Genomic DNA, 26,739 nt, shown 5'->3' on the forward strand with positions numbered 1-26,739 from the left:
CGCCTACCGCACGCTGCCGCCCTGGACGAGCCTCGGGGCCAGAAGCTCCTGCCGCGGCTCGGTCCGGCCGTCGACCAGCCGCTCGCGCAGCATCGAGACCGCATGCTCGGCCAGCATCACCACGTCCTGGTCCACGGCCGCGAGCGTAGGCTCGAAGAGCGTGTCGGCCACCGAGTTGTCGTAGCTCACGATGGAGTAGTCCTCGGGGACCCGCATCCCCTGTTCGTGCAGGTACTTGAGGAGTCCCAGCGCGATGTTGTCGCTCGAGGCGAAGACGGCCGTGGCGTCCGTGCCCATGAGGGTCGCCCCCGCCGCATACCCGCTGGGGATGTGATAGTCGGCCTCGATCACGTACTCGGGCGCCACGGGGAGGTCGGCCTCGCGCATGGCGCGCCGGTATCCCGCCAGGCGCTCGCGACCGCTCCGGGAGCCCGTCGCGTTCACCACGGCAGCCACCCGCTTGTGGCCGCATTCGATGAGGTAGTGGCAGGCGAGGTAGGCCCCCAGCTCGTTGTCGAACTGCACACGGTCGCATGGGACGCCGTCGAGCACGCGGTCCACCAGCACGGCGGGCACCGAGAGCTCCGAGATGGCCCGGACCAGCTCGTCGTTCTCGCCGACCTCGCTCGAGACCACGAGGAACAGGCCGTCCACGCCACGCTCCACGAGCATGCGTATGAGCTCGAGGTCGCTCTCGGAGCGGTCGTTGGAGTTGGTGATGAAGAGGGCGTAGCCGTCCTGGCGGCACCGCTCCTCCAGGCTCTTGGCCAGGCTCGCGAAGAAGCGGCTCTCGATGTTGGGGACCACGAGGCCCAGGGTGTGGGTCTGCCGCATGACGAGGCTGCGCGCGATCTGGTTGGGCACATAGTGCAGGCGCGTGGCGCACTCGCGGATGCGGTCCTTGCTCGCCGGCGAGAGACGGCAGGGCTTGTCGTTCAGCACGAGCGAGACGGACGTGATGGACAGCCCCACCTCGTCGGCGATGTCCCGCAGCGTGACCTTGTCTGACACCGTGGTCATCCTCCCTCAGGAACCTATCTGCCGGAACCCCTCGCCGAATGCCTCGTGGACCTCGGATATCACCACGACGGCATCGGGATCTATGTCGGAGACGATCGTCTTCAGCATCCCGATCTCTCCCCTGCTGAGAATAACGTACAACATCGGGCGGTCATTGCCCGACCAGACGCCGCGCGCCTGGATCTCGGTGCAGCCACGGCCCATCTCGTACATGACGTCGTTGGCGATGCGCTCGTGCTCGTTCGAGATGACCCAGGCTGCCCGCTCCGTGCGGGGGCCGTCGATGACCATGTCGATGAGCCGGCCCGTGATGAACATGCACACGGCAGCGTACAGGGCGTTGTCCAGCGAGAAGACGGGGATCGAGATGACCACGATCACCACGTCGCACACCATGGAGAGCGTGCCCACCGGAGCCGACGTCCGCTTGGAGAGGAGCTGGGCGATGATGTCGGTCCCGCCGGTGTTGCCACCGGAGCGGAAGACGAGCCCCAGTCCGAATCCCGAGACGAGGCCGCCGTAGAGGGCGCACAGCAGCAGGTCGCCGCCACCGAGCACGGGAAGCACCGGTGCCAGGGCATCGGTGAAGACGGCCGAGGCGATGATCCCTGCCAGCGTCCGTGTGGCGTAGCGCAGGCCGCCCGAGCGGATCACGGGAATCATGAGCAGGGCGTTCATGGCAAGGGTCTGGAGGCCGATGGGGAGGTCGATGCCCGAGGGCGCCACGGCGGCGCGGATCACGGTCGCAAGGCCTGTGACCCCGCCGGCAGCGAGCCCATTGGGCACCTGGAAGCAGTCGATGCCCACTGCGAAGACGAACGACCCCACGCAGATGAGGATCGCATCGCGCAGGACGCCCCTTCTGGACCTCCCCTGTTCCATGACCACCCTCCGCCCGACTCCAGACCGACGCCCCCCAAGGGTCACCCGACGGTGACCTCACAACAAGCGCGAAGCCGTCACTCGGCGTTCGCGGCAGGCCTCTGACCACCCACGACCCAGCGATGATATCCCACGATGAAGTCGTCGAGGTCGCCGTCCTTGAGCACGGCGTCGACGTTGCCCGTCTCGATGCCGGTGCGCGGGTCCTTGACGAGCTGGAAGGGATAGAGCACGTAGTTCCTGATCTGGTTGCCGAAGCTGATTTCGTGCTTGGGACCACGGAGCTCGTCAATCTCGGCCTCGCGCTTGGCCTTCTCCTGCTCGTACAGGCGCGCCCGGAGGATCTTCATGGCCGAGGCCTTGTTCTGGATCTGGCTGCGCTCGTTCTGACAGGTGACCACCGTGTTGGTGGGGATGTGCGTGATGCGCACCGCGGAGTCCGTGGTGTTCACGCCCTGGCCACCGGGGCCGCTCGAGTGGTAGACGTCGACGCGCAGGTCGGAGGGGTCGATGTCGACCTCGACGTCGTCGGGCAGCACGGGCAGCACCTCCACGCCGGCAAAGGTGGTCTGACGCCGCTTCTTGGCATCGGTGGGGCTGATGCGCACGAGGCGGTGGACGCCCTGCTCGGCCCGGAGCATGCCGTAGGCGTTCTTGCCGCCCACGGTGAAGGTGGCGCGGTCGATGCCGATGACGTCAGCCACCGGGGCGTCGTTCACCTCGACCTTCCAGCCGCGACGTTCGCAGTAGCGCAGGTACATGTGGAAGAGCATGTCGCACCAGTCCTGGGCCTCCAAGCCGCCCTGGCCAGGTGTGATGGTGACGATGGCGTCGCCGTGGTCCATGTCGTCGGTGAACCAGCTCGAGAGCTCGAGCTCGGAGAGGTCATGCGTGAGCGAGGCTGCCATCGCCTCGGCCTCGTCGAGAAGGGACTCGTCACCGGTCTCCTCGCCGAGCTCGAAGGCCGCCTCGGCGTCGTCGAACTTGGAGCGGGCGGCCTCGATGTCGGCCACGTCGCCCCGCGCCCGCGCGAGCCGCTCCATGGTGGCGCTTGCCGCGTCGGCATCGTCCCAGAAGCCCGGGGCGGCGCTTGTCGCCTCGAGCTCGGAGACGAGCGCACGCCTGTCATCGACGTGCAGGTATCCCTCCACCTCGTCAAGGCGGGCAGCGAGGGTGTCAAGGTCCGCCTTGGTGATCTCTGCCACTAGCGGTTCCTGCCGTGGCAGTTCTTGAACTTCTTGCCGCTGCCGCAGGGGCAGGGGTCGTTGCGGCCCACGCCCACGTAGGGGTCGGGGTCGTCGGCCTTGCGGTAGGTCTGCGGCTTGTCGGGGGCCGCCTGGGGGGCCGCCGTCGCGACGCGCTCGCCACGGGCCGCCGCGGGCGCGGACGCCGCCTGGGAGCGCAGCGTGGAGTTGGCCCCCTGGTCGCCGTCGACGTCGTGCGGGCCCGAGTAGCTGGCGCCGGAAAGACCGGTGTCTGCGGGCTCGGGCTGGGGGGCACGTGCCAGCTCGATGCGAAGGATGGTGCGGAGGAAGTCCTCGTACATCGTGTTGACGAGCTCGGTGAAGGCCCGGTAGGCCTCCTGCTTGTACTCCACGAGCGGGTCGCGCTGGCCGAAGCCACGGAGCCCGATGCCCGTCTTGAGGTAGTCCATCTCCTGCAGGTAGCTCATCCAGCGGGTGTCGATGACGCGGAGCATGACCTGGGCGGAGAGCTCGTCCATGATGGGCTTGCCCAGGCGCTCCTCCTTCTGCGAGAAGCACGTGTCCACGAAGTCGTCCACGCGCTCCACCACGGCCTGCTCGTCGTCGTCCTCGTCGATGCTCGGGACGTCCGGACGGCCGGTGAGCTCGGAGAGCCACTTCTTGAGGCCCTTCTCGTCCCAGTCCTCGGGAAGCTGGTCGTCGGAGCAGTACTGCGAGACCTCGCGGTCGCAGGTGTCGTACGTGACGTCGGCGATGTGGGCCATGAGGTCCTTGCCGTCGAGGATCTTGTTGCGCTCCTCGTAGATGACCTGACGCTGACGGTTCATGACGTCGTCGTAGTCGAGGACGTTCTTACGCATGGAGAAGTTGATCTCCTCGACCTTGCGCTGGGCGCTCTCGACGGCCTTCGAGACCATCTTGGCCTGGATGGGCATGTCGGCGGGCATGTCGTACTTCTGCATCATGGTGCTGATGCGGTCCATGCGGTCGCCGCCGAACAGGCGCATGAGGTCGTCCTCGAGGCTGAGGTAGAACTGCGTCTCGCCCGGGTCTCCCTGACGACCGGCGCGGCCACGGAGCTGGTTGTCGATACGCCGCGACTCGTGGCGCTCGGTGCCGATGACGCAGAGGCCACCGGCGGCGATGACGTGCTCCTTCTCGGTGGCGCAGATCTGCTTGGCCTCGGCGATGGCGGCCTCGCGCTGCTCTGGCGTGGGAGCCTGCCCCCCCTCGTCGGCATCGTCGGACTCGCCGGCCACGGTGGCGTCGGTGGGGTCGAGGTCGGGGTCGAGCCCCTGCTCGCGCAGCATGTCCTCGGCGAGCACGTCAGGGTTGCCGCCGAGCAGGATGTCCGTGCCACGGCCGGCCATGTTGGTGGCGATGGTGACCGCGCCCTCGCGGCCCGCCTGGGCCACGATCTGGGCCTCGCGCTCATGGAACTTGGCGTTCAGGACCTCGTGGTCGATGCCACGCTTGTCGAGGATGCGGCTGAGGCGCTCGGAGCTCTCGATGGAGACGGTGCCCACCAGGCAGGGCTGGCCGGCCGCATGGCGCTCGGCGACGTCGTCGGCCACGGCGTTGAACTTGTACTCGACGTTGCGGTAGATGCGGTCCTCGTGGTCCTCGCGGATGACGGGCTTGTTGGACGGGATCGCCTGCACGGGGAGGTTGTAGATCTCGCGGAACTCGGCGTCCTCGGTCATGGCCGTACCGGTCATGCCCGAGAGCTTGTCGTACAGGCGGAAGTAGTTCTGGAGCGTGATCGTGGCGAGCGTCTGGTTCTCCTCGCGTACGAGCACGCCTTCCTTTGCCTCTATGGCCTGGTGCAGGCCCTCGGAGTAGCGCCTGCCCTCCATGATGCGGCCCGTGAACTCGTCGACGATCTTGACCTCGCCGTCCACGACCACGTACTGCTGGTCGCGGTGGAACATGTACTCCGCCTTCAGGGCCTGCTGCAGGTGGTTGACGAGCTGGCCGGACATGTCGCCGTAGATGTCGATGTTGAGCGCGCGCTCGATCTTGGAGAGGCCGGAGTCGGTGGTGGCGATGGTGTGCTTGGCCTCGTCCATCTCGAAGTCGACGTCAGCGGTGAGGCCACGCACGGCGCGGGCGAAGTCCTTGTAGGTGCTCGCCGACTTGGTCCCGGCGCCCGAGATGATGAGGGGCGTCCTGGCCTCGTCGATGAGGATGGAGTCGACCTCGTCGACGATGGCGTAGCTGTGCCCGCGCTGCACGCGCATCGAGGCACGCGAGACCATGTTGTCGCGCAGGTAGTCGAAGCCGAACTCGGAGTTGGTGCCATACGTGACGTCCGCCTGGTAGGCAGGGCCCTTGGCGTCGAGCTTCATGCCGTTCTGGATGAGGCCCACGCGCATGCCCAGGAAGCGGTAGATCTGGCCCATCCACTCGGAGTCGCGCTTGGCGAGGTAGTCGTTCACGGTGACGATGTGGACCCCCTCGCCCGACAGGGCGTTGAGGTAGCCGGCGAGCGTTGAGACGAGCGTCTTGCCCTCGCCCGTCTTCATCTCGGCGATCATGCCGCGATGGAGTGCGATGCCACCGATGACCTGCACGTCGAAGTGACGCATCCCGAGCGTGCGGGCCGAGGCCTCGCGCACGCACGCGAACGCCTCGGGGAGAAGGTCGTCGAGCGACTCGCCGTTCGCCACGCGCTCCTTGAAGGCCGGCGTGCAGGCGGCGAGCTCCTCGTCATCCATCTTCTCGAAGGTGGGTCCGCAGTCGTTCACGCGCGCGGCAAGCTTCTCGAAGTCCTTGAGCTCCTTGTCGGAGCCGACGGAGAGAATCTTTGAGAACAGGTTGGGCATACGTGTACCTCTGTATTCTTCAGGCGCGCCTCAGGTGCGCCAAGCGGTTGCCCTTCCACTCTAGCAACCAGCCGCGATGCGCTTGCCCGTCCTTGGCCCCCATCACAATATGCGCAACCCAGGGAGACGAGAGGAACGGGCGGGCCGGGGCCGTGTCTCGCCACGTGCGGCAGCCGCCGCCCCAGCACCTCCCTCAGGACTGTGGGACGAGGCCTCCCAGCGCGAGGTCGACGGTATAGCCGCCGGCGTCCTCCGGCCTCTGGCCCTTGCTGAGCAGCTGCGCGACGAACGAGCGCATCCGCGGGGAGGGAGGTCTCCCCACGTCGGTGATGACCCTCAGGGAGTGCTGCTCGTAGACCGTGCCCACCTCGCAGGCGCGTCCCGTGGCAGCGAGCGCCCTCATGTAGCTCATGGCCATGTCCTCGCGCCCCTCCGACCCGGGCCACGCCTCGTCGGCGAACCAGAGCGCCTCCGCATGGCGTCCGAGCCTCTCGGCTGCCTCGACGCCCAGCACCATCGCGTCGACGTAGCGCTTCCTCAGCTCGTTCCTCCTGCTCGTGAAGAAGCCCGACCCGACGCCTGGCGGCACGTAGAGGTCGCCACGGTAGAGCGACTGGACCTCGTGGCAGCGCTCCACGACCTCGACGTCCGACGGCCCCGACGAGGCGAGGGACCGGACGAGCTCCTCGAAGGCGTCGACGTCGCACGACACGCGCTCGGGGTTCAGGGACAGGCTGCCCTGGAGCGACTCGATGAAGCGGCACCCCTTGCCTCCCAGGGCCGTGCGCGCCGAGGCGGCAGCCGTGTACAGGCGGTCCTTCCCCACCATGAGGTCGATGCCGGGCCAGATGATCGAGATGATGCGATGGCGGGGCATGATGTGCCCCCGTTCCGTGGCGAGCAGCGCCACGAGCAGGCCCGCCGACCTCCTCTGCCACGATCCCGACAGGAGCGTCCTGGGCCCTGCCTGGACGACGTAGTCTCCCAGCAGCCGTATCCGCGCCTCCTCGACCACCCTGGACGGGCCGTCTGACGGCACGCGCGGGACGGGACCGGGCTCCCTGGCAGCCCCCATGCTCACGTCCGGCTGTCCGACGGCCTCGGGGACACGCGTGCTTCGCGCCTGCTCGAGCGCCTTCGCCCAGGGGATCCCCAGCGTGGCCGCGACGCCCCTGGACACCTTGTCGTCCCCTCCCGCCACGAGGAGCAGGAGCGGCCGCAGCACGGCGGTGCAGGGCTGGCTGCCGAGGCGCGCCGAGACGCGCTCGGCCTCGGATTCCCGCCCGGCGCCGACCGCGCGGACGAGCCGTGCGAGAAGGTCGACCGCCCGGGCCGACCCGACCCTCTCGAAGGCAGGCGAGAGGTCCTGGGCGGCAGCCCACTCGCCGAGGTTCCCCTGCGAGAGGGCGTCGACCAGGCTCGCGACGGACCAGAGGTACCCGGCCCCCGCACGCAGGGCGCACCTCTGCGCACGCATCACATAGACATGTGCGTTGGCCCAGAGGCCCTCGCAGGCTGCGGCATACCCCTGGACCACGAGGATGCAGGCCTGGATGACCGTGTCCTTGCGACGTGATGCCCGCGAGAGCCCCCGCTGCGCCCCCTCGACGTCGAGGGCCCTGCCGGAGAGGAGCGAGCAGGCGTCCCTCACGAGGCCACGGTATGCCCTGAGGTCGCACAGGCCCCTCCGCTCGAGGAGCCGGGCACATCGCACGGAGGACGACAGGTCCAGGGGACTCGCCGCACGCCCCATGAGCGCGGAGGCAAGCTCGTAGTCGCAGCACAGGAGCATCGCCGTGAGGGTGGACCCATCACGTGACTCCCAGGAGCCCGCCAGCTCGGCATAGGCGTCAGCGGGGTTGCCGTCCATGAGCTCGCGCGCGACGCGCAGGTGGAGCGCGAGGCCCCTCACGATCCCGTCCTCGGACGCCCTCGCCCTCTCGAGCACGAGGTCGAGGGCAGGGCACCCCGCACCTCTCGCATCGGCCCTATGCCCGATCCTCCGGACCGCCCCCATGAGCTCGGCCTGGAGCGCCATCGTCGCCTCACGGGACGACCCCTCGCGCACGATGGGACCGGAGGCCTGCGCGCCGTCCGCGTCCGTGCCCCCGAAGGCCGCGTGCACGCATGACCAGGAACGGGAGCAGTCCCGACGCTCGCTGACGAGCGCGTCACAGGCGACCTGCGCGACGGCAAGGCCGAGGTCACCTTCCGCCCCGTCTTGGGCACCCTTCCGGACGAGGGTCACGAAGCCGGCATCCACGAGCTCCATGGGCCACTCGGCCACGAGGCCCGGAAGCTCCTCGCTCGGGAGGCAGCTGCTCGCGATGCCCGCCCCTTGGCAGAAGCGCCCGTCCTGCATGAGGAGGTCGACCTCGGCCCGCAGCACCTTCGGATGGTCGGTGGCGAACGGCCTCACGATCCGCCCCGTCTCCTCCGCGGGGAGCGTGACGCACGAGAAGGTCCCCCGCTCGACGTCGATGCCGAACAGCGGGGCATCGCGCGCGATGCCGCACACGACGTCCGCCTCGACACGGAGCCCGAGTCCCGATACCTGCTCGAACGTCCCGCTCCCCAGCACCAGCATGGCGGCACGCAGCGAGCGCTCCTCCTCCATGAGGCCGGGACGGAGGGCGTCCTCGGTGAGCCGACGGAGCGCGGTGCGCCACGGCTCCCCCTCGAGCGGGGCCCCTGGCCCCAACGGCTCGTCGGAGTCACGCAACGCCGCGACGAGCGAGGCGATCCCATGCGAGGCCTGGAGCAGCCACCTGTGCGGCACGTCCACGAACCGTGGGCCCCAGGAGCGCAGCTCGTGCCTGCCCACCACGAGGTCCTCGGCATGCAGGGAGACGCATCCGGGGAGCTCCTCCACGAGGGTCTCCCCCTCGGGATGCATCGTCACCATGATGCTGACGCCGCACCTCTCGAGCCTCCTGAGGACGCTCGCCACCGTCTCGAGCGGCGGACCCTCGAGGAAGGGCATCTCCATGAGGCCGAGCGTGACCGCGGACCCCTGCGCGACGCCGTCCTCGCAACCAGGGACCAGGCCGGCCACGATCGTGGCCGCCTCATCGGCGGACAGCCCTCCGAGGTCGGCCCTGAGGGCAATCCCCCCATGGTCCGAACGGCTCGAGAGCTCCGCCTCGACGAGCCCGCGCCTTCCGACGCCCATCTCGCCCACGAGTGCCACGAGCTGGGACTCCTCGAGCGCGTCATGCAGGAGCGCCATGGCCGCCACCCTCGTGACGCGCACGCCGTCCGGGGTGCTCTCACCGCCCATGCGGAGGCTCCTCGACACCCTACCGAGACGACCGGACACCTCGCGTGCTTCGACCATCCTGGCTCCCTTCCTGCGCTCAGGGACGACGCCACGCCGTCTCGCGCGGCGGAGCCGAATCGTATCACGCACGGGGCCCTTGTTACTGGCTCTTTTCAAGTGCTCTTCAGTAACCTCGCCATGACCTCAAGCTATGTTATATTTAAATATTTATTCTCGATGACATATCAGGCACGGGAGCGTCGAACTGCCTGGTCCGCATATGTACGTTAATAGCATCGGGCGGCAGTCGTCCCACCGGCTTCATCACCCGCCCACAACGGTCGCCGCACGTGACGCCATTCGCAGGCCATGGCGTCCCGTTCGCCTTTGGCGAGAATCCCGCCCTGCTGATACCAGTCGGACAACGTGCTGCTCAGATTGGACGTCAGGGAAACTTGCGAGGGATGCGCATCGGCAGGCGGCGGGCGGCAGGCAGCTGCGTCCCGGGAGGCCATCGAGGACCCCTGGCCGTGCCTTTGCTATACTCAGGCCCGCGTCCCCATCGTCTAGCGGTTAGGACATCGCCCTTTCAAGGCGACGACACGAGTTCGAATCTCGTTGGGGGCACCATCTTGCGTCCATGGCCGCGGCCTCACGCCTCTGGCGAGGGACCCTTGCGGCCGTCAGGCCCTCCCATGACACCGAGTATGTGCGCGCGGGCCTCCGCGCGGCCCTCCCCCGTGAGGAGCGGGACGCCACAGACGTAGTCACAGCTCACGTCATCAGGACGCACGACCGTGGCCACCAGCAGGTCGGCATCGGCACACTCGGCAGGGGCCTTGTTGACGGGGCACTGGACCAGCTGGTAGTCGCCGGCATACCCCGCCTCGTCGAGCAGGTCGCTGATGCGAGCCGCGATGGCCGTCGAGCAGGCGATGCCCGTTCCGCACGCGACGACGATCTTCCTCATGAGCTCCCCTTTATGACCCGCCCCGCAAGGGACGACCCCGCCTGCAGGCGAAGCCGAGATGACAAGGGGCGAGCTTAGCCCTTGGATGCCACCCGGTCAAGCACCGAGCGGGCGATGGACTCCGCATCGAGCCCGGCACGGCGGCGCAGCGCAGGGGGATAGTCGGCCTCGGGATAGGCATCAGGGCAGCCCAGACGGAGCAGGGGCACAGGCGCCGACGGGGCGTCCGGACCCAGGCCGAAGGACGAGGCCCACTCCGCCATGGCACCACCGAGACCACCGAGCACGCTGTGCTCCTCGACCGTCACGAGGAGCGACGAGGCCTTGGCGACCTCCCGCATCGTCTGAGCGTCGAGGGGCTTGATGCGTTGGGCCTCCACCACGCGAGCCGACACCCCCCGGTCGCGCAGGATGGCGGCTGCGGCAAGCACCTCTCGCGTGATGGTGCCACAGGTGACGAGGGTCACGTCCGCGGGCTCGCCGGCATCGGGGCCATCGAGCACGTAGGCATCCCCATGGGCAGGGAGCGGGCCCTCGGGATGTGCCAGGAACCCCGCCTCCCCGCAGGTGATTCTCACATAGGCCGGGCGGGGGGACGCGGCGAGCTCGGCCAGCGTCTGCGCAAGCTCGACGTTGTCGGCAGGGCAGAAGACGCTCACGCCGGGGATCGTCCGCATGATGGCGATGTCCTCGAGGGCCATGTGCGTGGCACCGAGGTGCCCGCCACCGTAGCCGGCCGAGAGGCCCACGATGACCGCAGGCGCGCCCATGAGGCCGAGGTGCACCCGTACCTGGTCGAGCGCCCGTCCGGTCACGAAGGGGGCGTAGCCGGGCACGAAGACATGGAAGCCCTCGTTGGCCAGCGCGGATGCGACCTCGATCTGGTTCTGCTCGGCAATGCCCACCTGCACGAACTTGTCGGGTGACGTCTGGCGCAGATGGTCGAGCGAGAGGCGCCGACCGTAGTCGGACACCACCACGGTGAGCAGGTCATCCGTGGCCGCGAGGCCATCCATGACCTCACCGAAGGCCTGCTTCACGTCGAGGGCGGCGAGGTGTGCGCGTGCCTCGCTAGACGGCTGCTGCATCCCTGATCGCCTCCTCGGCATCGTCGAGCTCGGCACATGCCACGCGATACTGCTCGTCGGTCAGGGCATGGTCGTGCCACTCGACGCGGTTCTCGACGAAGGACAGGCCGCGTCCCTTGACGGTATGGCAGATGACGGCGCGCGGCCGTGACGTGCGGGGAAGGAGCGCGTCCCGCACGGCCATGACGTCGTGGCCGTCCACGTCGGACGTCTCGAACCCGAAGGCCGAGAGGCGGTCCGCGAGCGTCCCCGTGTCGAGGATCTCGGCACAGGGCCCGTCAAGCTGCAGGCCGTTGGCATCCACGATGAGCGTGAGCCCATCGAGGGCGTTATGGCCGACGAAGGCGGCGGACTCCCAGATGGAGCCCTCGTTGCACTCGCCGTCGCCCACCATGCAGAAGACGCGACCGGGAAGGTGGCGGCGCCGGTTCGCGAGCGCCAGGCCGGCGGCATAGCCGAGCCCCATCCCGAGGCTGCCGCCCGAGGTCTCGATCCCCCGGTCGACGTCGCGGCGGGGATGCCTGAAGAGCACGGCATCGGGACCGGTGAGCCCGGCCGACAGGTCGTCCTCGGAGAGGAGTCCCACCTGGGAGAGGGCGATGTAGAGGGCGAGGGCCGCGTGGGCCTTCGAGAGGACGAAGCGGTCGCGGTCGCGCCAGGCGGTGCCGTCCACGCCCGTGTGCATGACGCTCCCGTACAGGGCCGCGAGGACGTCAGCCGCCGAGAGGCTCCCTCCCACATGGAAGGGATGCGCCGGATCGGAGTGGGCGAACCCCACCACTCCCCGCCTGATCCCGAGCGCACGCAGCTCGAGGTCACGCCTCACGGCTGCGTCGCCGCGGGATGCCGAGGCAGAGAGGTCGGGCATGGTAGGCGCGCTTGGCATGACGGCTCGATCCCCTTCGGGCGCCTCGGCCCGGCTCGCGGTTCATCAGACACTAGCCAGTATAGAGACTCACGCGCCCGCCGACGCAGAAGCCCAGAGCAACGCCATAGATGGCGATGCGAACGAGTTGGTAGGGGCGGTGGGACTCGAACCCACAAGCCTTGCGGCCAGGGTTTTTAAGACCCCTGCGTCTGCCAGTTCCGCCACGCCCCCGTTGCGCGCCCCGACACCCGGCGCGCGGACATGCCTAGCCTAACGCAACGAGCTCCGGGGCCCACCCCACAGGTGACGCATCCCCGTCAGCGGTCGCCGCGGCCACGAGCGCGAGCCCCACGAGAAGGTCCGACTCGCTCACGGTGAGGCCGTCCATGGACGTCGCGTCCATGAGCGCCTGGATCACGACGGACCCCCCGAGGATGACGGGCGCCCGTTTGGCCTCGAGGCCCACGAGGCAGGCACGCTCCTCGAGCGTGAGATGGGCGAGCTCGGACGTGAGGCGGTCGAGCGTGGGACGGCCCAGCTCATGGAGGTGCACGTAGGTGGAGTCGTAGGGGTCGAGCGCCGCATCGATGGCCACGAGCGAGGTCACCGTGCCCCCCACGCAGACGAGGGCCTCGGGCGCAGGCCCGGACGGGGCGGACGAGAGGTCGGCCGCGAGGGCCGAGCGGGCGAAGTCGCGGGCGGCCGCCACGTCGGAGGACGACGGCGGGTCGTCGTTCGAGAGGTAGAGCTCGCTCACGCGCCGGCATCCCACGTCGACCGAGCGGACCCACTCGAGCGCGAGGCTGCCGGGGCCGGACTCCGTGCGGGGACCCAGGGTGCCGATGGCGAGCTCGGTCGAGCCGCCGCCCGAGTCGGCAACGAGGATCCGCCGTCCGGGGAAGTCCTGGGCCACGCCGAGGAACGTGAGCGACCCCTCGACGGCGCCCGGGATGACCTGGGGGTCGATCCCGAGGTCAGAGAGCGGGCCGAGAAGGGCCTGCGCGTTGGAGGCATCCCTGGCCGCGCTCGTGAGTGTGCAGCAGGCCGAGGTGGCCCCTGCGGCACGGGCGCCGTCGAGGTAGCCGGACACGCATGAGAGGACACGCCCGCAGGCCGCGTCGCAGAGGCGACCGGTCCTGGCCACGTCCTCGCCGAGGTTGCAGATCGTGGACGTCTTGGTCCGGCGGAGGACCTTGCCGCAGGAGACGTCGGCGACCCCCAGCCGGGCCGTCACGGTGCCGATGTCGATCACGGCGACGCGCCGGGAGTCGGACATCCTAGGAGACCCCCTGGTACTGGAAGAGCACGTCGAGCGCCGAGACGTACCACGGCAGGTCGCGTGAGGATGCGGTCGCGAGGTCGTCGCTGGTCACCGCCGCGGAGGTGTCCGTGCCGGTGTCCTCGGCGCCGTCCATCGTGACGGCCGTCTCGCCGCTCGAGACGTAGCCGCGCCGGCGCGCCTCGTCCTCGATGCCCTCGCGGGTCTCGAGCGACGACACGTCGTCGGACAGCTGCTCGTTGTTGGCATTCACGGTCACGAGCTGGGCATTGAGGTCCTGGTTGGTACGACGGGCGACGTAGTAGCTCCTGGCAGGCGAGTAGAGCATGGCCCCTGCGACGAGGAGCACGCCGACCACCATGAGGAAGCGCACGAGATGGGGCGAGACCGAGCGGGACTCCCCCCGCGCCGCCTTGGCCTTGGCCTTGGCTGTGGCCGTGACGGCGCGCGCCGAGCGGGCCCTGTCATGACGGGATGCGAGCGGCAGGGGCTCGGGGGTGTCCTCGGACGCCTCGGACGTATGGGTGCGCCGGCGGGAGGGACGGCCCTGTGCCCTGCGGGAGTCGGCCTGAGCCTGGCCGGTAGCCTCGCGGGACCCCGGGACGGTCCGCAGCGGCACCGTCGCCGTCCTCGTCACGGGGCGTGCCTGGACACGCGGCATCTCGGCGGTCGAGGCGGCGCCCATGGGGACACGTGCGGCCTGGGAGGCCTTGGCCTTCTCGTTGGTGAGGCTCGTGCGAGGGGTCGGACGGTTGGCACGATGGCGTTGGACGGACGTGGTCGAGTGCGACGCCTGCTGGGGCGTTCTTAGAGCTATGGCGTTGTTGCTGCTCGCACTCATACCGGGGTTCGTTTCTCGTGTGTGTGGTTGAGGTGCCGCGTCCTGCGATTGGCTGCTAGCTTACACCAGTTTGGGGGTCACGCACCTCCAGCGCCTTGGCCCTCTGCCAAAGTTCCTCCAACTTGTCGCGATCGAGGTCGGAGATGTCCCTCTCGTCCGCGGCAGCCATGTGCTCCATGGCAGACCATCTGTTCCTGAACTTCGTGTTGCTCGAGCGTAGGGCCGCCTCCGCGTCGATGCCCTCCTTGCGGGCGACGTTGACGAGCGCGAAGAGGATGTCACCGAACTCCTCCGCCGCCGGCGTGCTCCCCGAGGCCTCCGCCTCGAACTCGCCACGCTCCTCGGCGACCTTGTCCCAGACGCCTGCCGTCGAGTCCCAGTCGAAGCCGCAGGCCGCCGCCTTCTTGGAGACCTTCTGCGCCTCCATGAGGGCCGGGAGCGCCCGTGGCACGTCATCGAGGAGGCCCACCGACCGCTCGGTGTCGTCGCGACGCTCCTCGAGCTTGACGTCGCTCCAGATGCCGGCGACCTCGTCGGCGGAGGTGGCCTCGGCGTGGTCGCCGAAGACATGGGGATGCCTCCGCACGAGCTTCTCGTCGAGCTGCCGGGCGATGTCGTCGATGGAGAACTCGCCGTCGTCGTCGGCTATCTGGGCATGGAGAAGGACCTGCATGAGGACGTCGCCCAGCTCCTCCGAGAGGTGCGCAGGCGCCCCCTCCTCGATGGCGTCGACGGCCTCGTAGGCCTCCTCGACCATGTTCTTCGAGATGGACGCATGCGTCTGGACCTTGTCCCAGGGGCAGCCGTCAGGCTGGCGGAGGCGCCAGATGGTGCGGATGACGGCATCGAGGTCGGGGTGCGTGGTCGGGGCGTCCGCCCGTGCCGCCGTCTCCTGGTCGACCCGAGCGAGCGGGTCCACCTCGTCGGGCTCGGGAGGCTCGTCGACGACGTCGTCCGAGGACGGGTCGGTCGACTCCGAGACGCAGGGACGCGAGGTGGCGGCGCCCACGGGGGCCGCGTACCTGATGCTCCTCTCGAGCACCTTGTCGTCCTGCGACAGGAGCGCGTCGAGGATGTTGTCGGCCAGGATCTCGGTGCCGATCGAGTTGGGGTGCAGGCGCTGGTCGGCCATGAGCCTCTCGTCGTGCGGGAGCGCGGCCCAGCCGTCGATGACCTTGAAGCCCTTGCGCCCCTTGCACTGGCGGCGCAGCATCTTGGCGACCCACGTGAGGCGCTTGCCCGAGGGCATGGCCTCGTCGACGTCGCCCCTCCACAGGGGCGTGAGCATATAGACCGGGATGCCGGGGAAGAGCTTGGCGAGGCGGTCGAAGTACGCCTTGGCGTCGGCCTCGATGCGCTTGGATGAGCCCTTGTGCGCCCAGTCGTTGGTGCCGTACGCCACGAGGATGAGCGTGGGCCTGTGGCGGCGCATGCGGAACATGCCCACGAGGGTGCGCACGTCGAAGTAGTAGCCCGCGATCGCCTGGTTGACCATGTCGAGCCCGAGGCCGCGCGCCACGCGGGCGGGCCAGGACTGCGAGGGGCATCCCACCACGAAGCCCTGCGTGATGGAGTCGCCCAGGGCGAGGAGGTAGTCCCGCTGCGGGGCGGGACGGATCTGGCCTGTCGAGGCGAGGTCGCCCACCGCCAGCGACATGATGCAGGGCAGGTAGATGACGACCTCGAGGTCGTCATGCGAGGGGTTGTCGATCTCGAGGCGGTGCGTGCCGGTCTGTGCCGGGAGGGTGAACACATGCCCGCCGACCATGACGTCGATGCCGTCGAGGACGCCGTTCTCGGCCTCGCCTATCTGGCCCAGCGACCGCACGACGTTGTCATAGGTGGGGTTGTCCTGGTCGAGCGGGCGCGTGACCTTGCATTCGAACGAGATGGCGTCGCCGTCGGTCACGAAGTCTATGGTGATGCCCGCCGTGGCGACCGAGCGCTTGGCGCGGCCGAGCTCGTCCAGGGTCTCCATCTGCGCCGCCGAGAAGCGATACGGCTGCACGAGGCCGTCGTCGCGCCGCTCCAGGCGCATGGCGCCCCGCACGTAGCGCCCCACGGGCACATGGGTCCAGGTGACGTCCTCGTCGGGGTCCCGCCTCTTGCCGAAAGCCATGCTATGCGCGCTCCTCGGGATAGGTGACGCCCCAGTCCGAGCGGAGCTGGGTCATGAGGGCCATGACGTCCGACGAGACGCCCAGGTTGTCGAGCTCCTGCGGACGTCCCGCCACGGCAGCCTCGAGGTCGGCGATCACGTAGGTGAGCGCCTGGTCGGCGGAGCCGGCGCGCACCGTCTCGCGCTCGCCGGTCCCGGTCCAGACGATGTCGGCCGCGTCGGCACGCGGGTACTCCATGACCTCGAGGTAGGCCTTGTCGCACGACACCATGGCGCGCTTGGGCTGCTTGGAGTGGAGCGTGAGCGAGAGGACCACGAGCTGGCCCTCGGCGTTGCGCATCACGATGCCGCTCGACTCGTCCACGCCCGTGGGCGCGGGGTTCTCGAGCGAGACCACCTCGGTGGGCTGGGAGGCCAGGAAGAGGCGGGCCAGCGTGATGGAGTAGACGCCGATGTCGAGCATGGCGCCCCCGGCGAGCGCCGGGTTGAAGAAGCGGTTGGACATGTCGTAGGCCTTGTAGGAGCCGAAGTTCTCCTGCACGAGGTTGACGCGGCCGAAGTCGCCCGCGGCGGCACGGCGCGCGAGCTCCTTGTAGAGGGGCATGTGCAGCACCGTGCAGGCATCCATGAGGACCACGTGGTTGGCCTCGGCAAGTGCGCGCGCCTCGGCGAGCTCGGCGGAGTTCAGCGTGATGGCCTTCTCGCACATGACGTGCTTGCCGGCCGAGAGGGCGGCGCGGAGGTAGGTGATGTGCGTGTTGTGCGGCGTCGTGATGTAGACGGCATCGATGTCGGGGTCGGCGAACAGGCCGTCGATCGTGTCATAGACCTTGGGCACGCCGTGGCGCTCGGCGAAGGATACGGCCTTCTCGTGCGTGCGGTTGGCGACACCCGAGAGCGTACGGCCCTGCGCGGCCAGGGCCTCGGCCATCTGGTTGGCGATGACGCCGCAGCCGAGCACGCCCCAGCGCAGGCAGGGCACGTCGCCCATGGGGTCGACGGGATCTGATGACATGGGAGCCTCCAAGCCGGCGGACGGGATTCATATTGTGCTAGATACCCACCAAGCTGCAAGGATAGCGCTTCGCGTGGGGTTTCACATGCCGTGCGGCCGGGTGCTACTCGTCGTCGCCCCCGGCCTCCTCGAGCACGCCCAGCGCCGCGGCGAGAAGGTCCTCCTCGCCCTTGCGGAAGGGATAGGTGAGCTTGCCCGACTTCGGGAACACCAGGGCCCCGCGCGCCTTGAGCTTGAGCTGCGCCTCGCGGGAGACCTTGAGCCCTAGGTAGACGAGGCGACCGCCGGTGAGCGAGACGGACGTGACGCCCAGCCGGCCCGCACGGATCCGGATGCGCGTGCGGTCGAGCAGGTTCCGCGCGGCGGCAGGGAGCGCGCCGCACCTCTCGGAGAGCTCCTTCTCCAGGACGTCCACCTCGGCGAGCTCGGTCGCGCTCGCCAGGCGGCGGTAGGCCAGCACCCGACGGTCCACGTCGGGCACGTACTCCTCGGCCAGGAAGAAGTCGGCCGGCAGGTTGATGGTGACCTCGCTGACCTCGGCGTCGGCCACCTCGCCACGGGCCTCGGCCACGGCCTCGCCCAGCATCTGGGTGTAGAGGTCGAAGCCCACGCTGGACAGGTTGCCGTGCTGCTCGGCGCCCATGAGCGAGCCGGCCCCGCGGATCTCGAGGTCGCGCATGGCCACGCGCATGCCGCTTCCCAGCTCCTGGTACTCGTTGATGGCGGTGAGGCGGTCGGTCGCCTCCTGGGTGAGCGGCATCTCGCCGGGGAACATGAAGTAGGCGTAGGCCTGCACGCGACCGCGGCCGACGCGGCCCTTGAGCTGGTAGAGCTGCGCCAGGCCCAGGCGCTGCGAGTCCTCGATGATGAGGGTGTTGGTGTGGGGGTTGTCGATGCCGCTCTCGATGATGGTCGTGGCCACGAGGACGTCGATCTCATGCTCCTCGAAGCGCATCATCACGTCCTCGACCTCGGCGGCGCTCATCTTGCCGTGCGCCACGCCCACGCGGGCCTCGGGCGCGGCCTCCATCACCCGCGCGACGGCGTCGTCGATGGTGGTCACGCGGTTGCTCACGTAGTAGACCTGGCCCTTGCGGGCGAGCTCCTCGCGTATGGCCGAGGAGACCACGTCGGGGTCGTACTCCCCCACCGCGACCTTCACGGCGAGGCGTCCCGGCGGCGGCGTCATGATGAGGCTCATGTCGCGCACGCCCGAGAGCGCCATCTGCATGGTGCGCGGGATGGGCGTCGCGGAGAGCGTGAGCACGTCGACCTGCTCGCGCATGTTCTTGAGCTGCTCCTTGTGGGCGACGCCGAAGCGCTGCTCCTCGTCGATCACCACGAGGCCCAGGTCGTGCGGGTTGACGTCGGCCGAGAGGAGCCGGTGCGTGCCGATGAGGACGTCCACCGTGCCGTCGGCGAAGCCCTCCAGGCTCTTGCGCTGTTGCGCCGAGGTGCGGAAGCGGCTGAGCACGGCGACCTTCACGCCGAACGGCGAGAAGCGCCCGAAGAAGGTCTCGTAGTGCTGTTGGGCCAGGATCGTGGTGGGGCAGAGCACCATGACCTGCCGGCCGTCCATGACGCACTTGAAGGCCGCGCGCAGGGCCACCTCGGTCTTGCCGAAGCCCACGTCCCCGCAGAGCAGGCGGTCCATGGGCTTCGCCGTCTCCATGTCGGCCTTGATGTCGGCGATGGCGCTGGCCTGGTCGCCCGTGAGCTCGTAGGGGAAGTTGGCCTCCATGTCGGCCTGCTCGGGCGCGTCGGGCGCGAAGGCATGGCCCGCCACCGCGGCGCGGCGCGTGTAGAGGTCGACGAGGTCGAAGGCCAGGCGCTTGGCGTTCTTGCGCGCCTTGCCGGTGGCACGCGACCAGTCCGCGGTGTTCAAGCGGGTGAGGCGCGGGGTGGCGCCGTCGGGGCCGACGTAGCGCGTGATGCGGTCCACCTGCTCAAGCGGCACGAAGAGCTTGTCGCCGTCGGCGTACTCGAGCAGGAAGTAGTCACGCTCGCGGCCGGCGACCTCCTGGCGCACGATGTCGGCGAACAGGGCGATGCCGTGCGTGGCATGGACCACGTAGTCGCCCGGCTTGAAGGGGAAGGTCACCGTGGTGGGGTCCACGCGGCGATGGGCCTTGTGCTTGGCCATGCGCGCCGTGAGGTCAGAGACCGACAGCACCGCGAGGTGTGCCGAGGGAACGATGATGCCGGCGGGCACCGGAGCGTCGAAGAAGGTCACCTGGGCGCGGTCGAGCAGGTGGGCCTTCCCCTGGGCCGAGGGGTCCAGGACGGAGACGTCGTTCTCGGGGGCGGAGGCGAGCGACTCCGAGAAGGGCACGCCCTCGTCGGTGAAGGTGAGCTCCAGGTGGGCGCGGGCCTGGCGGTCGGGCACGGCGAAGGCCACCGAGAAGTCGTCGGCCACGAACTGGCGGACCCGTCCCAGGAGCTTGGTGTCGGCACCGGCGATGGCAGGCTGGCGCACGGGGAGCTCGGCGGTGACCGAGCCGGCGCCGGCCCGCAGGATCGAGGCGAACGAGAGGCGCTGCTGGTGGCCGAAGTCGAGGTCCTTGGGCGCGGTGTAGAGGCCGTCCAGCGAGACATGGGCCGAACCTGCCATGGCCGAGACCTCGTCGTTGGCACGCTGGCAGTCGTCGAAGAGGGCCCGGGGCTCGGCCAGGACCACGAGCGCGTCGTCCGAGACGTGCTCGATCGGCGTGGCCGAGCCGCCATAGAGCAGGGGCAGGTAGCGGTCGAGCGACGGCGCCGGCATGCGGCTCTCGATGAGCTCGAGGTCGGCGGCCACGTCGGCATCGTCCTGGGCGGGCCGGAAGAGGACCTTCTCGGCACGGGCCACCACGTCGTCGGTCAAAGCGATCTCGCGGCAGGGGCTTATGGTCACGGAGTCGAGCTCGCCGATGGTCTGGCCGGTGGACGAGACCATGCGGCGCACGCGGTCGATCTCGTCACCGAAGAACTCGATGCGCACGGGGGCCGTGGCCTGCGCGGGGAACACGTCCACCGCGTCGCCATGGATATGGAAGCCACCCGGTGCGTCCGCCTCGCCCGTGTCGGCATAGCCCAGGCCCACGAGCAGCGGGCCCACGTCCTCGAAGGGGCACTCGTCGCCCACGGCGAAGGTGCTGCTGGCAAAGTAGCCGGAGCCCACGGGGGGCACGCGGCGCAGGAGGGCGCGGGCGCTCGCGACGACCACGCAGGGCTCGCCAGCCGCCAGTCGCGAGACGGCCCGGCAGCGGGCCCCGATGACGGCACCGTCGGGGGCGACGTCGGCCCAGGGGTAGTCCTTGCGCTCGGGGTAGCGGCACACCACGTCCATGCCCAGCCAGGACGCGAGCGTACGGGCGGCTCGGTCGGCCGCCTCCTCGCCCGAGACCACGAACAGGCACGGACGGGGGCGCTCGGCCCAGACCGAGGCGAGCGCGAGCGGACGGGCGCTCTGCGAGATGGCGAGCGTGGCATCGTTGCCGGCATGGAGCTCCTGCATGAGGGGCACAAGCTCAGGGGCCGAGAGGAACTGACGGGCGACACGGTTTACGAACATGGGGACCTCTCGATGGCGGAGAAGCCCACGGCCGAGTCGACGGCGCGCGGGCGGATGGGTGCCGGTTCATTCTAGCGGGTATGGGCGAGGCCGATGGCTGCCGTCGGGCCGGCGCTCGACACGCGCGACGGCACGGGGCGCAGGGCGTCGCGGGATGCTGCGGACACCGCGGGTACGCGCACATCTCGGGTGGAGGGACTTCTCGGCACGCACGGAATTCTCGCCGCACGGGGCCTCTTCTCCCTTGCACATCTCTCAAGTAATGGACGACCGAGTCCAAGTCGCGATGGTCGACGCGCCTCTCGACTCCCCTGCATCCAGCACTCGGTCGTCCATTACTTGAATTTTTCTGCCGTCGGGCCGAGGTCAGCACGGACGCCCCGGCACGCATCTGACGCCTTTTGCCGATGGGCTCACCATGGCGTATGTCAGGTCTCTTACAATGAGCTGTCAGGTTCACGTCGGGAACCGAGGCCGACCCACCGGCCACCATCGCAGCCGACCAGAACGCACAAGAGACGCCCGTCAGATGGAGGCCCCACATGTCGCCCAGACGCAGGCTCGCAACCCTCACTCTGGTGGTCGCCGCCATCCTCGCGGCCACGATCGCAGCCCCCTCCACCGCACTCGCCGAGGGACGCTCAATCGCCTGCATGGGACGTGACACCGCAGCGGCGACCGTCGCGGACCAGCCCGACGACCTCGTGTGGGAGAGCCTGATGGACCTCCCGACCGGCACGGTCGATGACTCCTACACCACCAAGACGGACGCCCTCGAGGCGACCTCCGACGAGGGTGGCACCACGCTCGTGCTCGTGACGTCGGAGACGCTCTCCTCCGAGGACCTCACCTGCCAACTCGAGCAACGCGATGACGTCCTCTTTGCCGACGAGGACGAGGCGACGGACGCCGAGACGGACGACGACCAGGTCACGACCCAGGGCGACACGACCTCCCAGGATGACTCCGACGTCGTCTCACCAAGCCGCACCTACCTTTCCTACCAGTGGTTCCTCAAGAACACGGGACTCATGGCATCAGGCGTGGCCGGCGCGGACATCGACCTGCCGAGCACCACCACCCGCGGCTCGGGCACCGTGGTCGCCGTGATCGACGGCGGCGTCGACGGCACCAACCCCAACCTTGCGGCCAACATGGTCGACCTCACCACCTACCCCGGGCTCCAGTCCGAGACGGGTTGCGGCACCTGGGGCTACGACGCCACCACCTCGGGGAGCGACCACTCCCAGATCGTCGCCAGCGACCATGCCACCCATATCGCCGGCATCATGGCCGCCTGTGGGACTGGCGGGGTGGAGGGCATTGCCTCCAACGCGAAGATCGTGTCCGTGCAGGCCAGCCCGATGCCGGCCTCCCTCATCAGGGGTTACAACTGGCTGATCGAGGCGAAGGAGGCGGGCCTCAACGTCTGCGCGGCCAACCAGTCGATAGGCATGACCATGACGCGCGCGGTAGGGGCGGCGTACCACGCCCTCTCAGATGCGGACATAGTTCTGACCTGCTCCTCGATGAACGAAGGTACGGACGTCGACGGCATGGGCACCTTCTATGGTCCCACCACCGCGACCAACGTCCTCGTGGTGAATGCGCTGCAGTCCGATGCCATGGCTGCTCCCTACTCCTGCTACGGCCAATATTCCACATGCCTCTTTGCCCCCGGCAGCGCCCTCCTCTCGACCTCCACCGTCGCGGGGTCGACCTTCAACGCGTTCACGGCCGCCGGCAACACGCGCTCCGGCTCCACGGGTACCCAGGCGCTCGTCTACGAGGGGTTCGAGGCGGACTCCTCCTCCCAGGTGGACGGCGACATCGATGGGGGCCTCACCTTCACGCGCGTGACGCTCGACGAGAACGGCGCGCCCGCAGGCACCTCTGCCGAGGCCGCACCTGAGACGTCGTCGGACCAGTGGTTCCTCGGCTCTGGCTCGCTCAAGGTCGAGCAGGACGGTGACGCCTCGGCCGCGCTCCTCTCCGACCCCGTCGACCTCTCGGGCAAGGTCGCGAGCGGCACCACGCTCTACGTCGGCCTCTCCGCCCTCACCGACAAGGGCAGCTCCGGCCTGGCCACGGTGAGCTTCAAGCTCATGGATGGCACGTACTCGAGCCCCCAGAAGGTCTGCCAGGCCCAGTACCAGTGCTGGCGATCGACCACGTCCCTCTCGAGCGTGGACCTGACGCAGGCCCTCCCCGATGACGTGGACCTGGAGCACTTCCAGATGCTCGTGAGCATCGACTTTGACGGGAACACCACCGATGCCACGGCCTGGCTCGACTGCGTGGGCGTGGGATACGGGCGAGAGGCCATGGTCACCGCAACCGGCACCTCCATGGCCGCCCCCACGGTGGCAGGTGCGGTCGCCGTGGTGGCGGCCCAGTACCCCAGCGAGTCCGCGGAGGAGTGGTCCGCCCGCATCAAGGGAGGCACCACCAAGGAGGACCGCCTCGACGACCTCTGCCAGACGGGCGGCACCCTCGACGTGGCGAAGGCCCTCGAGGACCCCGACCCCGTACCCATAGCCATGAGCGTGAGCGGACGCACCGCCACGATGAGCGGCTGGTTCTTCTCGGAGGGGGACACCATCCTGGTCAACGGGACGGACGTGGGTCACGTCTCATGGTCGACCGATGGCGAGGGCCGGACCGTCGCGACCTTCACCCTTCCCGCCGACACCACCGACGGCTACAACAGGTTCGCCGTCACCACCACCTCCGGCAACCAGGGACATGCCTTCCTCGACGTGGGCACGCTCGAGCGCTCGTCGGGCTACGAGGACCTCACCGTCCCGGACGAGACGGATTACTCCGACGCGTCAGGCTCATCATCGCTCGTGGCGACAGACGGCGCGATCTATCTCCTGCAGGTGTCATCGGCGTACACGGGGGCCACACTCCAGCGCTATGACATCGCATCGGACACATGGGGCGATGGCGTCGACGTCCCCGCCATCCCATCCGGCATCACAAGCTATGTGTCATACAACCTGACAGCCATCGGTTCGAAGATCTACCTCATGGAGCAGGTCATGGGTTTCCCGACCCAGTCCTGGCTCTGCACCTACGATTGTGAGAGCGGGACGTGGGCCCAATCGGAGGTCAAGGGGTCAGACCTCTCCACCTTGACGTTGCTCTCGTGGGACGGCAAGCTCTGCCTGGCCAGTCAACACGCGTCAACGGATACCATCACCATCTACGAGGTCGACAGCTCGACCGGCTCCCTCACGGCCCTTTTCGACGTTCCCATGGAGACGGGCGTGTATACGCAGACCAGCATCACCTCACTCGATGACGAGCTGGTACTCTTCGACTCCTATAGCTCCTCCCTGATGGTCTACAAGAACGGGACGGCCACCTCCTACAGCCTCCCCGCGGACGTCGACAAGACGCTCGGGCAGAGCTGCGCCATCATCCCGACAAAGGACGGCATCATGTGCGTGGGGCTGGCCAGGAGGGACGGCACCGTCCAGACCGACACGGCGCTGCTCGACACCGAGACGGGCACGTGGAGCTGGACAGGCAGGCTCTGCTCGTCCCAGCCCCTGGTCAACCCCATATCCGTCATGTATGACGGCAAGGTATACGTGATGGCCCTCACGGGAGACGCGGACGGCATCCTCGTCTTCCGTTCGACGGACGTCAGCACGCCCGAGCCGGACTCACCCACGACCGCGACATCACCTGACTCCCCCGCCGCGACGTCCGTCACGAGCGCAGTGACGCAGGTAGGAGAGGACGTCACGGACGACCAGCAGGCAACGCCCGCGGCCATCCCCCGCACCGCGGACACGACCCTGCCATGGGTCCCCCGTGCGCTCGCCCTGGCAGGGGTGGGGCTCATGGGCATCGCCCTGGCTCGGCGGCGGCCAGCACGAACACGAGGGACACGGCCCCGCTGACGACAAGGGTGACGAACGAGACGATCATGGCTGCACCGGACCGTGTAGCGGCCAGCCTCGTCAGCGAGAGCCAAGCAGCTCGCTGCGCGCGCTCCTCACCGTGACACCGTCAGCCGTATAGTCGTCGCCGACGCGAGCGACGACGGCCCTTCTCTCTGGCGGGACACCGAGCGTCTCCCCCACGGTCCCAAGATGCCGCGCGAACCTCGGACGATACGTCTCGGATGATTTGATCTCCATGAGCTCAGGCGAGGCTGCGTCGGTGAGATCGAGCAGGTCGACCTCGACCTTGCTGTCATCGCGATAGAAACAGAGCTCGGGTTCATCGCCACCGTTGAGATGACGTTTCATGCGCTCTGCGATGACGAGGTTCTCGAACACCGCCCCGAGCATGGGATGAACCAGCAGCTGCTCCAAGGTCTTGATCCCCAGCAGGTAGCAGAGCAGCCCCGTGTCATAGAAGTAGAGCTTGGGCGTCTTGGTGAGCCGCTTTCCCAGGTTTGCGTGGTAGGGCCTGAGCATGAACGTGACATAGCTCGACTCGAGCATCGAGAGCCATGCGCGAGCCGTGTCATGCGAGATCTGCGCCCCCTGCTCGAGCGTCACGTATCTCAGCAGTCTCCCACAGTTGCGCGCGCAGAGCCCCAGAAAGGTCCTGAACGCCGCAAGGTTCCGCACGTCGAGATAGCCGGAGACGTCACGCTCGAGGTAGGTGCTCACGTAGTTCTCGAAGAACGTCCCAAGCGGGAGACCGACGTCATAGATACGGGGGTAGCCGCCCGCGAGCATGAACGCATCACCCGAGAGGGAAGGGTCAGCACGCAGAGCCTCATGATATGAGAGCGGGAGGAGCTTGAGCATGCCCACGCGTCCCGCAAGCGATTGCGTTATCGCCTTGAGCATGAGGAAGTTCTGGGATCCGGAGAGGATGTATTGACCCATGCTCCCACGCTCGTCTGATGCCACCTGCACCATCGAGAAGAGCTCTGGGGCATACTGTGCCTCGTCGATGATGAGGTGATCGGGACGATTCTTGATGAAGCCCACCGGGTCGTCGAGCGCAGCGCCCCTCACCTGAGGATCCTCGAGATTGACGTAGTCATAGCCGTCAAAGACGCTACGCACGAGCGTCGACTTGCCGCTCTGCCGGGGACCCGTCACCGACACGACGGGGAACCAGGTGGCGAGCCCCCGTGCCTGCTCCGCTATGTCCCTCTCGATCATCTGGCATCGCCCCAGTTACCACGAATCACTAGTAGTGACTACCACAATTCACGAGTAGAATATACCACGAATCGCTAGTAGCATAGACCACCATTCACGATTAGCGCAGCTTAATAAGGCTTAAGCAAAAGTATGAGACAAGACGTGCTGTCTCGTACGCTGCTCGGTACGCCGAGCTATATGCGTTCATCCCCAGCGCCGCATACACAGGTCGGTTGCCCGCAAAACATAAAACGGTTCTTCCGCATTCCCTAAAGCGCAATGGGACAGCTAGTAGGTACCTACCGGTACGTGATGAGCGTGTCGTACCTGTCCCCGCCCATGACACCCTGGTTGGGCACGGGGACGGTCTGGACGTTGAGGATGGCGAGGCCCGCCTGCTGGAGCTCAACGAGCACCTGGTTCACCTGGTCGTTGTACTTGGTGTCCGCACCACCCACCGACCCATGGAACGCCTGGCCAAACGAGCGGAACAGCATCACGTGGGTGAGACCGTCGGATGCGGGGACACGGTCGAGCGCCTTCCTTGCGTCCTGCGATGCGACGTTCTCACGGGTCTGCTTACCGAATGCCATCAGAACCACCATCCAATCAAGAGTCGTCTTCCATGTCTACAAGCCAAGGGCCGCAGCCCTCCTAGAAACCTAGCTCTTAAAGGCGAGCGAGAGGATCCCCGC

At 68.2% G+C, this 26,739-nt stretch carries 16 protein-coding genes, 2 tRNA genes and 1 pseudogene; 2 read left to right on the plus strand and 17 right to left on the minus strand.

All coding sequences use genetic code 11. The features are described from left to right. Positions 1 to 3 precede the first annotated feature (3 nt). The 5 genes from LKE50_01220 to LKE50_01240 form a co-directional block, all read right to left on the minus strand. Positions 4 to 1,011: a LacI family transcriptional regulator gene (locus tag LKE50_01220; protein ID MCH3967262.1), complete on the minus strand. Its 1,008-nt coding sequence runs from the start codon at positions 1,009 to 1,011 to the stop codon at positions 4 to 6. Between the two features lie 15 nt (positions 1,012 to 1,026). Then, positions 1,027 to 1,902, minus strand: coding sequence for a YitT family protein (locus LKE50_01225; protein MCH3967263.1), 876 nt, complete (start codon positions 1,900 to 1,902; stop codon positions 1,027 to 1,029). 77 nt (positions 1,903 to 1,979) lie between these two features. Next, positions 1,980 to 3,107: a peptide chain release factor 2 gene (gene prfB, locus LKE50_01230; GenBank protein ID MCH3967264.1), complete on the minus strand. Its 1,128-nt coding sequence runs from the start codon at positions 3,105 to 3,107 to the stop codon at positions 1,980 to 1,982. Beyond that, positions 3,107 to 5,932 carry a preprotein translocase subunit SecA gene (gene secA, locus LKE50_01235; protein MCH3967265.1) on the minus strand — a complete coding sequence of 942 codons (2,826 nt, stop codon included), beginning with the start codon at positions 5,930 to 5,932 and terminating at the stop codon, positions 3,107 to 3,109. Before secA ends, prfB begins: the two co-directional genes overlap by 1 nt. A gap of 193 nt (positions 5,933 to 6,125) precedes the next feature. Continuing rightward, positions 6,126 to 9,212 (minus strand): bacterial transcriptional activator domain-containing protein, encoded by a 3,087-nt coding sequence (locus tag LKE50_01240; protein ID MCH3967266.1) that lies wholly within the window; start codon positions 9,210 to 9,212, stop codon positions 6,126 to 6,128. A gap of 534 nt (positions 9,213 to 9,746) precedes the next feature. Here LKE50_01240 and LKE50_01245 point away from each other — a divergent pair. Then, positions 9,747 to 9,821, plus strand: a tRNA-Glu gene (locus LKE50_01245). Between the two features lie 22 nt (positions 9,822 to 9,843). Here LKE50_01245 and LKE50_01250 read toward each other — a convergent pair. The 10 genes and pseudogenes from LKE50_01250 to mfd all read right to left on the minus strand — a co-directional run bounded on the left by LKE50_01250 (position 9,844) and on the right by mfd (position 20,924). Next, positions 9,844 to 10,161, minus strand: a complete 318-nt coding sequence (locus LKE50_01250) for a PTS galactitol transporter subunit IIB (protein MCH3967267.1) — start codon at positions 10,159 to 10,161, stop codon at positions 9,844 to 9,846. A 74-nt stretch (positions 10,162 to 10,235) separates the two neighbouring features. Next, a complete protein-coding gene (locus LKE50_01255) occupies positions 10,236 to 11,249 on the minus strand; it encodes a hypothetical protein (GenBank protein MCH3967268.1) in 1,014 nt (337 codons plus the stop codon). Then, entirely contained in the window at positions 11,233 to 12,135 is a 903-nt protein-coding gene (locus LKE50_01260; protein MCH3967269.1) for a thiamine pyrophosphate-dependent enzyme, read from the minus strand. Before LKE50_01260 ends, LKE50_01255 begins: the two co-directional genes overlap by 17 nt. 128 nt (positions 12,136 to 12,263) lie before the next feature. Continuing rightward, positions 12,264 to 12,348: transfer RNA gene (locus tag LKE50_01265), tRNA-Leu, on the minus strand. A 34-nt stretch (positions 12,349 to 12,382) separates the two neighbouring features. Then, complete coding sequence (locus LKE50_01270; GenBank protein MCH3967270.1) at positions 12,383 to 13,393, minus strand: phosphatase; 1,011 nt, start codon at positions 13,391 to 13,393, stop codon at positions 12,383 to 12,385. A gap of 1 nt (position 13,394) precedes the next feature. Continuing rightward, a complete protein-coding gene (locus LKE50_01275; protein MCH3967271.1) occupies positions 13,395 to 14,237 on the minus strand; it encodes a septum formation initiator family protein in 843 nt (280 codons plus the stop codon). A gap of 55 nt (positions 14,238 to 14,292) precedes the next feature. Then, on the minus strand, positions 14,293 to 15,156 hold the full coding sequence (gene mazG / locus LKE50_01280) for a nucleoside triphosphate pyrophosphohydrolase (GenBank protein ID MCH3967272.1): 864 nt from the start codon (positions 15,154 to 15,156) through the stop codon (positions 14,293 to 14,295). Between the two features lie 231 nt (positions 15,157 to 15,387). Beyond that, a pseudogene (locus LKE50_01285) lies at positions 15,388 to 15,894 on the minus strand (SGNH/GDSL hydrolase family protein). Positions 15,895 to 16,357: 463 nt separating this feature from the next. Further along, positions 16,358 to 17,371: a Gfo/Idh/MocA family oxidoreductase gene (locus LKE50_01290; protein MCH3967273.1), complete on the minus strand. Its 1,014-nt coding sequence runs from the start codon at positions 17,369 to 17,371 to the stop codon at positions 16,358 to 16,360. Between the two features lie 103 nt (positions 17,372 to 17,474). After that, positions 17,475 to 20,924: a transcription-repair coupling factor gene (gene mfd / locus LKE50_01295; protein ID MCH3967274.1), complete on the minus strand. Its 3,450-nt coding sequence runs from the start codon at positions 20,922 to 20,924 to the stop codon at positions 17,475 to 17,477. Between the two features lie 542 nt (positions 20,925 to 21,466). Between mfd and LKE50_01300 the strand changes: the two genes are divergently transcribed. Continuing rightward, the gene (locus LKE50_01300; GenBank protein ID MCH3967275.1) at positions 21,467 to 24,838 is read left to right on the plus strand and encodes a S8 family serine peptidase; all 3,372 of its coding nucleotides are present in this window, start codon (positions 21,467 to 21,469) and stop codon (positions 24,836 to 24,838) included. A 60-nt stretch (positions 24,839 to 24,898) separates the two neighbouring features. On the opposite strand, the gene LKE50_01305 is transcribed toward LKE50_01300, so the two are convergent. Continuing rightward, complete coding sequence (locus LKE50_01305; protein MCH3967276.1) at positions 24,899 to 26,062, minus strand: ATP-binding protein; 1,164 nt, start codon at positions 26,060 to 26,062, stop codon at positions 24,899 to 24,901. A 281-nt stretch (positions 26,063 to 26,343) separates the two neighbouring features. Further along, a complete protein-coding gene (locus LKE50_01310; protein ID MCH3967277.1) occupies positions 26,344 to 26,637 on the minus strand; it encodes a hypothetical protein in 294 nt (97 codons plus the stop codon). Between the last annotated feature and the right edge of the window lie 102 nt (positions 26,638 to 26,739).

Source organism: Atopobiaceae bacterium (genome assembly GCA_022483015.1).
GTDB lineage: Bacteria > Actinomycetota > Coriobacteriia > Coriobacteriales > Atopobiaceae > JALCUE01.

Excerpts from the sequence above, each read along its gene's own strand:
- LKE50_01250 (MCH3967267.1), bottom strand. The coding sequence starts at position 10,161 with ATGAGGAAGATCGTCGTCGCGTGCGGAACGGGCATCGCCTGCTCGACG.
- LKE50_01270 (MCH3967270.1), bottom strand. The coding sequence starts at position 13,393 with ATGTCCGACTCCCGGCGCGTCGCCGTGATCGACATCGGCACCGTGACG.
- mfd (MCH3967274.1), bottom strand. The coding sequence starts at position 20,924 with ATGTTCGTAAACCGTGTCGCCCGTCAGTTCCTCTCGGCCCCTGAGCTT.
- LKE50_01255 (MCH3967268.1), bottom strand. The coding sequence starts at position 11,249 with ATGCAGCAGCCGTCTAGCGAGGCACGCGCACACCTCGCCGCCCTCGAC.
- LKE50_01240 (MCH3967266.1), bottom strand. The coding sequence starts at position 9,212 with ATGGGCGGTGAGAGCACCCCGGACGGCGTGCGCGTCACGAGGGTGGCG.
- LKE50_01260 (MCH3967269.1), bottom strand. The coding sequence starts at position 12,135 with ATGCCAAGCGCGCCTACCATGCCCGACCTCTCTGCCTCGGCATCCCGC.
- LKE50_01290 (MCH3967273.1), bottom strand. The coding sequence starts at position 17,371 with ATGTCATCAGATCCCGTCGACCCCATGGGCGACGTGCCCTGCCTGCGC.
- LKE50_01310 (MCH3967277.1), bottom strand. The coding sequence starts at position 26,637 with ATGGCATTCGGTAAGCAGACCCGTGAGAACGTCGCATCGCAGGACGCA.
- LKE50_01305 (MCH3967276.1), bottom strand. The coding sequence starts at position 26,062 with ATGATCGAGAGGGACATAGCGGAGCAGGCACGGGGGCTCGCCACCTGG.
- secA (MCH3967265.1), bottom strand. The coding sequence starts at position 5,932 with ATGCCCAACCTGTTCTCAAAGATTCTCTCCGTCGGCTCCGACAAGGAG.
- LKE50_01275 (MCH3967271.1), bottom strand. The coding sequence starts at position 14,237 with ATGAGTGCGAGCAGCAACAACGCCATAGCTCTAAGAACGCCCCAGCAG.
- LKE50_01225 (MCH3967263.1), bottom strand. The coding sequence starts at position 1,902 with ATGGAACAGGGGAGGTCCAGAAGGGGCGTCCTGCGCGATGCGATCCTC.
- LKE50_01300 (MCH3967275.1), top strand. The coding sequence starts at position 21,467 with ATGTCGCCCAGACGCAGGCTCGCAACCCTCACTCTGGTGGTCGCCGCC.